A 12,731-nucleotide genomic window follows, 5' to 3' on the forward strand; every position below is an offset into this window, starting at 1 on the left:
TTTGTAACTAACTCTTCACTAGGAGTAACATAAACCGTACTATTAGTTTCATAAATCACCATACCAGGCTTAGCTCCATTAGGCTTTTTGATATTCTTCTTTTTAGTATAATCAACAGGTACTTGAGAAGATAATTTAGCTTTACTAAAGAAGGCAGCAAGCATAGCACCTTCAAGTATTGTTTCATCTGGGACATCTTTTCCGTCAGTTTTTATTATAACGTGAGAACCAGGGATATTCTTAGTATGCATCCAAATATCATCATTATCAGCTACTTTCAAAGTAAGATGGTCATTTTGCTTATTATTTTTTCCGACAAGTATTTTAAATCCATCAGAACTCATAAACTCATTAGGATTAGTAGTAAGCTTAGTTTCTTTTTTATTTTTATTTGAAGATTTTAAGTAACCGACTTTTATTAACTCTTCTCTTATGTCTAAAAGTTCAGCTAAATTCTCACAGTTTTCTATACTTAGTAATATATTTTCTAAGTAATCTACTTCTTCCTTACTTATTTCTATCTGATGAGTTACTTCTATTTTAGCAGTTTTCATTTTACTGTACTTTTTAAAGTATTTTTGAGCATTTTCAGAAGGTGTAAGATTCTTATTTAATGAAACTTTTACAGGTTTGTAGTCTGGGTCGTAAAAATTAGCAACCTCAACACTTTCCATACCTTTTTCAATCATATATATATAAGAAGTAATTAATTCACCTCTCACTTTATATATATCTGCAGTTTCAGACTCTTTTAATTCATCTTCTTGCTTATGTAGCTTGTTATAAAGTCTATCTAGTTTAATAGATATACTTTTTCTTAAATCAGAAGAACGTTGATGTATTCTATCCTTTGCATCTTTAGTCCTGTAGTAGTCTTCTAATATTTTAGACATACTCTCATCGTGTATATATGATAAATCTTTAAATAAAGTTAATTCAATACAACTAAAATCAATAACTTTATCAATACTTTTGTCCAACACTATGCAAGGATTATAAATGTTGTTTTTTATATTATCAAATAAGCTAGAAAATACATTAAAAACAGAACAATAGTCCTCTGAACTTAATTCATTTGTAGATAAATTATCTTGTAGATTAGCTCTAAAAACTATTTCTTTAGCTATAGTAGGGCTAATTCCCAAGAACTTAGAGTAAATAGCTTTAAATAAGGGTCCGTCAAAGTTATTTAAAGTATTTGTAAAATCATCCTTAGAAATATTATCAATAGGACTTAACTTATTTTGTTCAGGTGGAAGAAAATAAGTGTGACCAGGTAATAATTGACGAACTCTACTTATACTCGGAGGAATTCTTTTTGCAGAGTCAATAATTTTATTATCTAAAGAATGAGTAAGAATAATATTACTATGTCTTCCCATTATTTCTACATAAATATCTTTAGTAGTTTTTTCTTTTAATTCATTGTAAGATTCAACACTTATTTTTATTATTCTTTCAAATCCAACTTGAGAAATGTCTACAATATTTCCGCTCTGTATATATTTTCTAAATAACATACAAAACATAGGTGCACTCATAGGATTTTCTTTTTTATAATTACTTGCTAAGTAAACTCTAGGAATAGAAGCGCTAGAGCTTAAGACTAACTTAAAGTTTTCTTTATTATTTCTTATATGTAAAATTATTTCATCATCTTCAGGTTGATAAACTTTATCAATTTTACCTCCTAGAAGCTTTGATGATAATTCATTTACTATAGAATGTATTACTAAACCATCTAAAGCCATAATATCTCTCCTTTCGGTTATAAAGCTGTATTAAATTTATTATTACACAATATTTATATATTGTGAATAGTGTAGACTATATATTGTAATCAGTATAAAAGCTATTATCTATATTTTATAATATAACTATACTTTATAATTTCCTTTTCTAGTTAAAATATTGTATAATAGTAAGTTAGTAACTTAAATTTATAGAGGGGGATTAACTGTGAATTTTTGGAAATTACATGGAATAGGTAATGATTTCATAGCAATAGATGGTAGATTTGATAATAAACAAAGTTTTGAGTACTCCAACTTAGCTAAAAAAGTATGCCATAGAAGATTTTCTGTTGGAGCAGATGGCCTATTAGTAGTAAAAAAATCAGAGACTACAGATGTTGAAATGGTATATTACAATGCGGATGGTTCAAGAGCTGCAATGTGTGGAAATGGATTAAGGTGTTTTGTAAAGTTTGTTTATGACAATAATATTGTTAAAAAAGAAGAATTTCAAGTTGCTACATTAGATGGAATAAAAAATATAAATGTTAATCTTAAGGACGGGGAAATAGAAAGTATAAAAGTAAATATGGGAAAAGGAAGTTTTTTAGCTAAGGATGTTCCTGTACTTACAGAAAAAGAAAATTTCATAGAGGAAAAGATTAGTATATTAGATAAAGAATTTAAAGTAAGTTCTATATTAATGGGAGTTCCTCATACTGTAATATTTGTAGACGAGCTTAATAAAGAAGAAGTACATAAATATGGAAAAGAAATAGAAAAAAATAATATTTTTCCTAAAGGGACTAATGTAAATTTTGTAAAAATAGAAGATAATAAGAACATATCAGTTTATACCTGGGAAAGAGGATGCGGATATACGCTAGGATGTGGAACAGGAATGACTGCAAGTGCTATAATATCAAACTTTTTAGGAAAAACTGAAAAAAGTGTAAGTGTTACATCAGAAGGCGGATGTGTAAAAATAGATATAGATGAATTCATTTATATGACAGGACCTAGTAAAAAAATATGCGAAGGAATTTTGGAGGTATAATATGGCAATAAGTATGACGGGCTTCGGAAGAGGAGAATATAAGGATGATAACTATTATTTTTTAGTTGAATGTAAGACTATAAATCATAAATATGCAGATATTAATATACGTCTTCCTAGAAAAATATCATTCTTAGAAGACAAAGCTAGAATATTAATTAAAGACTACGTAAAAAGAGGAAGAGTTGATCTATACATAAAGCTTGACTTAATAGGTAGTGAAGATGTAAACTTAAAATTTGATGAGGCATTAGCTGGAGAATACGTAAATATACTAAAGCAAATAAAAGATAAATTTGATTTAGTAGACGACATAAGTGTTATGAATGTAGCTAAGTTTCCAGATGTAGTTAAAAGTGAAGAAAAAGAAGAAGATGAAGAACTATTATGGTCAATGTTTAAAAAAGCACTAGAAGAGTCTTTAACAAAGTTAAAAGAAATGAGAAGTGAAGAAGGTAAAAAATTAGCAGAGGATGTTATAATGAGATGTGACCTTCTAAAAAAATATATTGAAGAAATTGAAAAGTATTCATATAATGTTGTTATTGACTATAAGGAAAAGTTAAATAATAGAATAAGTGAAATGTTAGAAGACCCTAGCATAATAGACCCAAATAGATTAGCACAAGAAGTGGCTATATACGCAGATAAAAGTAGTATAACAGAAGAAATAGTAAGATTTGAAAGTCATATAGAACAACTTAAAAAGACTGTTGTAAAAAATGACTCAATAGGAAGAAAAATAGACTTCTTAATTCAAGAAATGAATAGAGAAACTAATACAATAGGTTCGAAATCATCAGATATAAACATAACTAATTTAGTAGTTGAAGTTAAAAGTGAATTAGAAAAAATAAGAGAACAAATTCAAAACATAGAATAATAAAAAAAATCTTTTACATAAGATTTTAAAATATAGATATCTAGATAAGATTCGAAAAGAGAGAAAGGAAGAGAGTAATGGTTAAAAAAAACGGGCTATTATTAGTTGTATCAGGGCCATCAGGTGCTGGAAAAGGTACAATATGTAAAGAGTTATTAAAAAAGAATGACCAAATAAAACTTTCAGTATCAGCGACAACTAGAAAGCCAAGAACTGGAGAAGTTGATGGTGTAAATTATTTCTTTATAGAGAAAGATAAGTTTACACAAATGATAGGTAATAGTGAATTTTTAGAATATGCTCAAATATACGATAATTTCTATGGAACTCCAAAAGCTGCTATAATGGAGTGTTTAGAAAAAGGTCAAGATGTAATACTAGAAATAGAAATGCAAGGAGCAAAGCAAATAAAAGAAGTTTGCCCTGAAGGAGTATTTATATTTGTACTTCCGCCATCTCTTGAAGAATTAAAAAACAGAATAGTTGGAAGAGGAACAGAAACAGTTGAAGAAATAGACAAGAGATTTAGCTGTGCCTTTGAAGAAATAAACAGAATTGTAGATTATGATTATTTTGTAGTAAATGATGATTTAGAAAAGTCTGTTAAAGAAATAGAAAGTATAATATCATCTGAAAAAAATAAAGTTACTAGATATAAAAATAATATAATTGATAAATTTAAGGAGGAATTATAATCATGTTAAAACCATCAATCAATGAAGTATTAAACAAAATAGAAAACAGATATTATTTAGTAGGGACTGTTTCAAGAAGAGCGAGAGAGATAATCGATGGTGCTGATATTTATGTTCTAAACAAGCAAAAGGAAACTAAGCCAGTTAGTATAGCTACTCAAGAAGTTGCTGAAGGAAAAATATCTTATAGATTATTAACTCAAGAAGAAATAGACATAGAGCACGCTAAACAACATACAGCGCAAGTTGTAGAAGAGGAGTAATATCCATGCTAAAAGATAAAACTGTTGTAATAGGTGTAAGTGGTGGGATAGCTGTATACAAAGTATTAGATGTTATAAGCAGACTTAGAAAATTAGGCGTAAATGTATACGTTATAATGACTAAGAGTGCAACTGAGTTTGTAACACCGCTATCATTTCAATCATTAAGTCAAAATTATGTGGTTTGTGATATGTTTGAAGACCCTAAAACTTGGGATGTTGAACATATATCTTTAGCTAAGAGAGCGGATGTATTTTTAGTAGCTCCAGCTACAGCAAATGTCATTGGTAAAATGGCAAATGGAATAGCTGATGATATGCTTACAACAACAGTCATGGCAACAAAAGGTAAAGTACTAATAGCCCCAGCCATGAATACAAATATGTATGAAAATCCAATAGTTCAAAGAAACATAGATATCTTAAAAGAATTAGGTTATGATTTTGTTGAACCGGAAAGTGGAAGGCTTGCTTGTGGAGATACAGGCAAAGGTAAATTGGCATCTCCAGAGGTAATAGTTGATGAAATAGTTAAATTACTATCTAAAGAACAAGATTTAAAGGGAAAAAGTATAATAGTAACAGCGGGACCAACTGTAGAAAGTATAGATCCTATGAGGTTTATAAGCAATAGATCAAGTGGTAAAATGGGTTATTCAATAGCGAAAGAAGCTATTGAAAGAGGAGCAAATGTGACTCTTATATCAGGGCCAACAAATTTAACTCCACCTCAAAACCTTAAAAAGCTTATAAGAATAGAATCAGCAGAGGACATGTACAATGCAGTTGTAGAAAACTTAGAAGAAAATCAAGTAGTTATAAAAAGTGCAGCTGTTGCAGATTATAAACCTAAAAATTATTCAAATAAAAAAATAAAAAAATCTGATGAGGATTTAGTTATTAGTTTAGATAGAAATAAAGATATTGCCTATGAAATAGGTAAAATAAAAAAGGACAAAATATTAGTAGGCTTTGCAGCTGAAACTAATGACCTTTTAGAAAATGCTAAAGGTAAGGTTAAAAAGAAAAATTTAGACTTTATAGTAGCAAATGATTTAACAATGGAAGGTGCAGGCTTTGGCGTGGATACTAACATAGTTAAAATAATAGATAAAGACGGAAATATTACAGAATACCCTAAAATGAAAAAAGAAGAAGTAGCTAACGTTATTTTAGATAAAGTTAAATCACTACTTTAAAAGTAAGCATCTATGTTAATAGATGCTTATATTTTTAAAGAGCGCATACAACTGAAGTGTTTCGCCAACACGTTGCTCAAACGAATGTGAAGGCGTATCGTTGGCTATGAAATTTTAAAGAGCAGATAAAATAAAAATAAGCACTTAAATTAAAAATAGAGGTTATGATATGGAAAGATATGCAAAAGTAGTTGTAAGAAGTAATACTATACATACAGATAACTTATTTACATATAGGATTCCAGAATTTTTAATAGATGATATAAATATTGGTCATAGAGTATTAGTTCCATTTGGTAAGGGAAATAAACCTACAGAAGCTTTTGTATTTGAAATTACTAACAATTTAGAAGAAAACATAAGAACTAAAGATATAGTTGATGTACTTGATGAAAAACCTATATTTAGAATTGAAGATTTAGAACTAGTAAACTGGATGAAAAATAGGTATCTATGTACTTATGTGGACTGTATTAATTTAATATATCCCAAAGGATACAAATTAAATAATTACAAAGTTGCAGAGCTAAGTGAAGAATTATTAAGGTTAAATAAAGGTGAATTTGATAATATAATATTAAATTTAAATGAAAATCAAAAAAGCATAGTTGATTCTATAATTGAAAACAAAGGAAAAGTAAAAATAGAAAAATTAGGCAAAATTTCTACTATTAACAATATATTAGAAAATTTAAAAAAGAAAAATATTGTTGATATAAAATGGGAATACAAAAGTCACAAAAATGAAAAGAAATTATGCTATGTAGCTTTAACTGTGGAAGAACACGAAGTTGATGATTACATTGTTAACCATAAAATAAATCTAGGAACTAAACAAAAAGAAATCGTAAATTTCTTGAAAAATAATGATAACGTAGAAATAAATGACTTAATGGAATTATTAAAGGTATCTAAGCCAAGTATAAAATCTTTACATGAAAAGAATATTATAACTTTAGAACTTAAGGATTACTACAGAAAACCTGAAAGTATATATAAATCTAACCACAAAGATATACATCTAAACGAAGAACAAATATATGCTATAAATAAAATAACTTCAAATATGTTTGAAGAAAATAAAAAGCCTTATTTGTTACACGGAGTAACAGGTAGTGGAAAAACAGAAGTGTATATGGAAACAATAGAGTATGCTTTAAGTCAAGGTATGGATAGTATTGTTTTAGTTCCTGAAATAGCACTTACTCCACAAACTATATCTAGATTTAAAAATAGATTTGGAGACATAGTAGGAGTTTTTCATAGTCAACTTTCAGAAGGACAAAAACACGATGTTTATAAGGCTATAAAGAGCGGAAAAATAAGGATATTAATAGGTGCTAGATCTGCTTTATTTGCACCATTTAATAGTTTAGGAATAATTGTAATAGATGAGTTTCATGAGGGATCATATAAATCAGAAAAAAATCCAAAGTTTAGTGCAATAGAAGTAGCTAAATTTATGGCTATTAAAAACAATGTATCTTTAGTATTAGGTTCAGCAACTCCATCGATAGATGAATATTACAAAGCTAAAAATGGAGAATATGAACTTATAGAAATAAAAAATAGAGCTAATAAAAAGCCCTTACCTAAAATTGAAGTTGTAGATATGAAAAATGAACTTAATAATGGTAACACTAGCATATTTAGTGCTAAACTTCAGGAACAAATAGAAGAAGCCATTAGAAATAAAACTCAGGTAATACTATTTTTAAATAGAAGAGGATATGCGAGCTTTGTTTCGTGTAGAAAATGTGGTTATGTGTTTCAATGTGAAAACTGCGATATATCATTGACTTATCACAAAAGCAAGAATATAGGTAGATGTCATTATTGTGGATTTGAAAAACAAATTCCAAAGGAATGCCCGGAATGTAGTAGTACATATGTTAAACCTTTTGGAGTAGGAACTCAAAAAATTGAAGAAGAATTAAAGAATATATTTCCTCAATACAAAGTTCTAAGAATGGATAAAGATACAACCTCTAAAAAAGGTTCATTAGAAGAAATTTTAAATAAGTTTAAAAATAAAGAAGCACAAATTTTAATAGGAACTCAAATGTTAAGTAAAGGTTTAGATTTTGATAATGTAACCTTAGTAGGAATATTATCAGCTGATATGATACTTAATTTTCCTGATTTTAAAAGTTTTGAAACAACTTTTCAATTAGTAACTCAAGTTTCAGGTAGAGCAGGAAGGTCAGATAAAGAAGGTATAGTTATACTTCAAACCTACGATACAGACCATTATGCTATAAGAAGAGCTATAAATTATGACTTTGAAGGATTTTTTGAAGATGAAATAAAAATAAGAAAAGCATTTGGGTATGCTCCATTTAACAATATGATAAGTGTAGTTATAAGTGGAGAAAATGAAAAAAATGTAACTCAAAATGCTAAAAACATGTATGAATCAATTGTTTACCTATTAAAACAAAGGGGGATAGATGATTTTGACTTTATATTAGGTCCAAATCCTTGTTCAATAGGTAAAATAAATCAAAATTATAGATGGCAAATATTATTTAAAGATGATAATATTGAAATTAATTTATTAAAGGGTATAATAAAATATATATGTATAACAAAAAGAGATATTGTATTTAGCAAAGATGTTAATGTATCGATAGACATTAATCCAAATAGTGTATTATAAATTTAGGAGGAAAGATAAAATGGCAATAAGACAGATAGTTCAAATAGGTGAACCTGTGCTTAGAAAAAAAGCAAAAAAGGTTGAAAAAATTGATGAAAAAATAATTCAATTATTAGAAGATATGACAGATACAATGTATGAAGCTGATGGTGTAGGCCTTGCAGCACCACAAGTTGGAATATTAAAGAGAGTGGTAGTAATAGATATAGGTGAAGGTTTAATAGAGTTTATAAATCCAGAAATAGTAGAAACTTCAGGAGAATATATAGATGATGAAGGCTGTTTAAGTGTTGTAGGAGAATCTGGAGCTGTAAAAAGACCTTACTATGTAAAAGTTAGAGCATTTGATAGAAATGGACAATTATTTGAAATAGAAGGTGAAGAACTTTTAGCTAGAGCTTTCTGCCACGAAATAGACCACTTAGAAGGTGTGTTATTTGTTGACAAAATAGAGAAATAATAGGAGTGATTACATGAGAATTGTTTTTATGGGAACACCTGAAATTGCAACAGGGTGTCTACAAAAACTAATAGATGAAAAACATGAGATAATAGGTGTTGTAACTCAACCTGACAAACCTCAAAATAGAGGTAAAAAGTTAGGGATGCCGCCTGTAAAAGAACTTGCCATAAAGTATGATTTAGCAGTATATCAACCACAAAAAGCAAGGGAAGAAGGCTTTGTACAAACTTTAAGAGAGCTTAATCCTGATGTTATAGTAGTTGTAGCTTTTGGTCAAATACTACCAAAATCTATACTAGATATACCTAAGTATGGATGCATAAATGTACACGTATCTTTATTACCAAAATATAGAGGGGCAGCTCCTATAAATTGGGTGATAATAAACGGAGAAGAAAAAACTGGTGTAACTACTATGTATATGGATGAAGGTCTAGATACAGGAGATATTATATTAACTGAGGAATTTGGCTTAGATGATAGTATAACTGCAGGAGAACTTCATGATAAAATGATGGTGAGTGGAGCACAAACTCTAAAGGAAACTTTAGACTTGATAGAAAAAGGATGTGCGCCTAGAACAATACAAAACCACGAAGAACACACTTATGCTCCTATGATGAATAAATCATTAGGAAATATAGATTGGAATAAAGATGCTAAAGATATTCACAATCTTGTTAGAGGAGTTAATCCGTGGCCAAGTGCATACACAACCTACAATGATGCTACAATGAAGGTTTGGAAGACTAAGGTATTAGATGAATCTAGCGAGAAAACACCTGGAACTATACTTAAAGTAGACAAAGACGGTATTAGAGTAAGTACAAATAATAAAGTTATACTAATTGAAGAAATTCAGATGCCAGGCAAGAAAAGAGTGCAAGTATCTGAATATATAAAAGGAAATAGTATAGAACCTAATACAGTATTGGGTTAGGTGATAAATATATGGAAGCCAAAAAATATTTAACTACAGTTACTATATTAGTTGCAATACTTTTAGCAGTTACTATAATAATAAATATTTTCATATCCAGTTTGGCTCAAATGTTTGGAATAATAATAAATATTATGGTTGCTATATTAGTTACTATGATAATTTTTTCTACTATAATAACTTATAGTGTAATTAAAGACAGAAAAATAAATTCTAAACTAATGAGTATAAACTTTAAAATAGTGAATATTTTATTTCCTATAATAACTTCAATAGCATCAACTATAGGAATACCAAAAAATGAAATAAGAAAAATTTATGTAAAATTAAACAATAGCTATATTTATAGTCAAAAATATAGTGTTAAACATGAAGACATACTAATACTTATACCTCATTGTATACAAAAAAACAGTTGTAAGCTTAAAGTTACCACAGACATAAAGAACTGTGCTAATTGTGGTAAGTGTAATATAGGAAACTTGGTACAACTAAAGGAAAAGCTAAATGTAAATATATTTGTAGCTACAGGAGGGACCTTGGCTAGAAAGATTATTATGGAAAACAAACCTAAAGTTGTTATAGCGGTAGCCTGTGAAAGAGATTTAACTTCAGGGGTACAAGATGTAAAAAAAATACCAGTTTTAGGTGTGTTTAATAAAAGGCCTAACGGTCCATGTGTAGACACAAGTATAGATATAAAAGAAGTAGAAGATGCAATAAGTTTCTTCACAAAATAAATTTATGGGAGAGTGTTTAATATGTATCCATACGGTTTTGGCTGGGATCCAACGTTTATAATACTAATTCCAGCTATACTATTCACAATTTATGCTCAATTTAAAGTAAGCTCTACCACTAGTAGATACCTAAAAGTAAGAAGTCAAAGAGGTTATACAGGAGAGCAAACAGCTAGAAAAATATTAGATACAAATGGATTATATGATGTTAGAATCGAGATGGTAAGGGGGCGCTTATCGGATCATTATGATCCAAGAAGTAAGGTATTAAGATTATCTCAAGATATATACTATGAAACTTCTATAACATCAGTTGCAGTAGCTGCACATGAATGTGGTCATGCTATACAACATGCTAAAGGATATGCTCCTCTTAACTTAAGAAGTGCATTAGTTCCAGTAGTAAACTTTGCATCAAATATGTCTTGGATTTTAATAATGCTAGGATTTATTATGCAAGGTCCATTATTAAAGATTGGTATACTATTATTCGCAGCTTCTGTATTATTCCAAATAATAACATTACCTGTTGAATTTAATGCATCTAACAGAGCAATGGTTCAACTTTCAAATATAGGAATACTAGAAGGCAAAGAATTAAATCAAGGTAGAAGTGTACTTACAGCGGCAGCTTTAACTTATGTAGCAGCAGCACTTACAGCAGTACTTCAATTACTAAGATTAGTAGCTATAGCAAACAGAGATAATGATTAGAGGAGATTGTCCTAGTAATTCTAGGACTTTTTCTGTTTAAATAAAAGGAGAAAAAATTATGAAAGCTAGAGAAATAGCATTTAAAGTACTATGCGATATAGAAGATAATAATAATTATTCTAATATTGCTATTAATAAACATTTTAGAAATTTACAAATAACAAATCAAGACAGAGGTCTTGCTACAGAACTAATATATGGAGTGGTAGAAAATAAATATTATTTAGATTATATTATAGATAAACTTTCAAAGATAAAGACGCAAAAGCTATCAACTTATGTTAAAATATTGCTAAGGATGGGAATTTATCAAATTGCTTTTCTAGACAGTATTTCAGACTATGCATCAGTTAATGAAACTGTGAATTTAGTAAAAAAATATGATAATCGATCAGCAGGATTTGTAAATGCAATTCTTAGGAATATACTAAGAAGTAAAGAGGAAGTTTTAAAGGTTGATACAGGAAATCAAATAATGGACTTAGCTACAAAATACTCTTATAGTCCTTGGATAATAAAAAATTGGACAAAAACTTTTGGTGAGGAATTTACAGAAGATTTATTAGAAGCAAATAATGAAAAACCAAATCTTTACTTAAGAGTTAATACTTTAAAAATAAGTAGAGACGAGCTTATTGATAAATTACAAAGTCAAGATATAAAAGCATATAAGGTACCGACTATAGAAGAAGCAATAAGAGTTGAAAACCTTAAAGATATTGAAAATAATGAGCTATTTAAAAATGGATTATTTACAATACAAGATATAAGCTCTATGCTTATAGGGAAAGTAATTAATCCTAAAGAAAATTCATTAATTTTAGATGTATGTAGTGCCCCAGGAGGTAAAACTACTCACCTAGCAACACTAATGAATAATACAGGTAAGGTAATCGCAAGAGACGTTTTTGAGCACAAATTAAAACTTATACAAAATGCTGTTGATAGATTAGGCCTTACAAATGTAGAAGTAGAAAACTTTGATGCTTCTCAAATAGATGAGAATAACGCTGGAAAGTTTGATTATGTATTAGCAGATGTTCCTTGCTCAGGTCTTGGGATAATAAGAAGAAAGCCTGAGATAAAATATAAGACTAAGGCAGATCTTAAAGATTTACCGACAATACAAAGTTCGATACTAGAAAATGCATCAAAATATGTAAAGGTAGATGGTATATTAGTTTATAGTACTTGTACTATTCAAGATAATGAAAATATTAATGTAATCGATGAATTTTTAAAGAATAATGATAATTTTGAGTTAGTAGCAATAGATGAATTAAATGTAGATTTAGATAATCAAAACAAAGGATATCTGAAAATATATCCTAATATTCATGGTATGGATGGCTTCTTTATATCAAAATTAAAAAGAGTAAGGTAGT

12 protein-coding genes are annotated in these 12,731 nt (G+C 28.7%); 11 read left to right on the top strand and 1 reads right to left on the bottom strand.

Annotated elements, in window-relative coordinates; all coding sequences use genetic code 11:
• A partial coding sequence (locus ACRC03_RS04360; RefSeq protein WP_438651331.1) for an Rqc2 family fibronectin-binding protein occupies positions 1 to 1,751 on the bottom strand: 1,751 nt, incomplete at its 3' end.
• 208 nt (positions 1,752 to 1,959) lie between these two features.
• On the opposite strand from ACRC03_RS04360, the gene dapF reads away from it, so the two are divergent.
• From dapF to rsmB, 11 genes are all read left to right on the top strand, one after another.
• Positions 1,960 to 2,790, top strand: coding sequence for a diaminopimelate epimerase (dapF, locus tag ACRC03_RS04365; RefSeq protein ID WP_438651332.1), 831 nt, complete (start codon positions 1,960 to 1,962; stop codon positions 2,788 to 2,790).
• 1 nt (position 2,791) lies between these two features.
• A complete protein-coding gene (locus ACRC03_RS04370; protein WP_438651333.1) occupies positions 2,792 to 3,673 on the top strand; it encodes a YicC/YloC family endoribonuclease in 882 nt (293 codons plus the stop codon).
• 77 nt (positions 3,674 to 3,750) lie between these two features.
• A complete protein-coding gene (gene gmk, locus ACRC03_RS04375) occupies positions 3,751 to 4,368 on the top strand; it encodes a guanylate kinase (protein ID WP_438651334.1) in 618 nt (205 codons plus the stop codon).
• A 2-nt stretch (positions 4,369 to 4,370) separates the two neighbouring features.
• Complete coding sequence (gene rpoZ / locus ACRC03_RS04380; RefSeq protein ID WP_438651335.1) at positions 4,371 to 4,631, top strand: DNA-directed RNA polymerase subunit omega; 261 nt, start codon at positions 4,371 to 4,373, stop codon at positions 4,629 to 4,631.
• 5 nt (positions 4,632 to 4,636) lie between these two features.
• Positions 4,637 to 5,830 carry a bifunctional phosphopantothenoylcysteine decarboxylase/phosphopantothenate--cysteine ligase CoaBC gene (gene coaBC / locus ACRC03_RS04385; RefSeq protein ID WP_438651337.1) on the top strand — a complete coding sequence of 398 codons (1,194 nt, stop codon included), beginning with the start codon at positions 4,637 to 4,639 and terminating at the stop codon, positions 5,828 to 5,830.
• Between the two features lie 169 nt (positions 5,831 to 5,999).
• The gene (gene priA, locus ACRC03_RS04390) at positions 6,000 to 8,489 is read left to right on the top strand and encodes a primosomal protein N' (RefSeq protein WP_438651339.1); all 2,490 of its coding nucleotides are present in this window, start codon (positions 6,000 to 6,002) and stop codon (positions 8,487 to 8,489) included.
• Positions 8,490 to 8,508: 19 nt separating this feature from the next.
• Positions 8,509 to 8,949 (top strand): peptide deformylase, encoded by a 441-nt coding sequence (gene def, locus ACRC03_RS04395; RefSeq protein WP_438651340.1) that lies wholly within the window; start codon positions 8,509 to 8,511, stop codon positions 8,947 to 8,949.
• Positions 8,950 to 8,962: 13 nt separating this feature from the next.
• Positions 8,963 to 9,892 (top strand): methionyl-tRNA formyltransferase, encoded by a 930-nt coding sequence (gene fmt, locus ACRC03_RS04400; RefSeq protein WP_438651341.1) that lies wholly within the window; start codon positions 8,963 to 8,965, stop codon positions 9,890 to 9,892.
• Positions 9,893 to 9,903: 11 nt separating this feature from the next.
• Positions 9,904 to 10,632 carry a DUF116 domain-containing protein gene (locus tag ACRC03_RS04405; RefSeq protein ID WP_438651342.1) on the top strand — a complete coding sequence of 243 codons (729 nt, stop codon included), beginning with the start codon at positions 9,904 to 9,906 and terminating at the stop codon, positions 10,630 to 10,632.
• A 21-nt stretch (positions 10,633 to 10,653) separates the two neighbouring features.
• On the top strand, positions 10,654 to 11,346 hold the full coding sequence (locus ACRC03_RS04410; RefSeq protein WP_438651343.1) for a zinc metallopeptidase: 693 nt from the start codon (positions 10,654 to 10,656) through the stop codon (positions 11,344 to 11,346).
• A gap of 58 nt (positions 11,347 to 11,404) precedes the next feature.
• The gene (rsmB, locus tag ACRC03_RS04415; RefSeq protein ID WP_438651344.1) at positions 11,405 to 12,730 is read left to right on the top strand and encodes a 16S rRNA (cytosine(967)-C(5))-methyltransferase RsmB; all 1,326 of its coding nucleotides are present in this window, start codon (positions 11,405 to 11,407) and stop codon (positions 12,728 to 12,730) included.
• The last annotated feature ends 1 nt before the right edge of the window (position 12,731 follow it).

The sequence above is a fragment of the Romboutsia sp. genome, from assembly GCF_051659545.1.
Lineage (GTDB): Bacteria > Bacillota > Clostridia > Peptostreptococcales > Peptostreptococcaceae > JBOFOR01.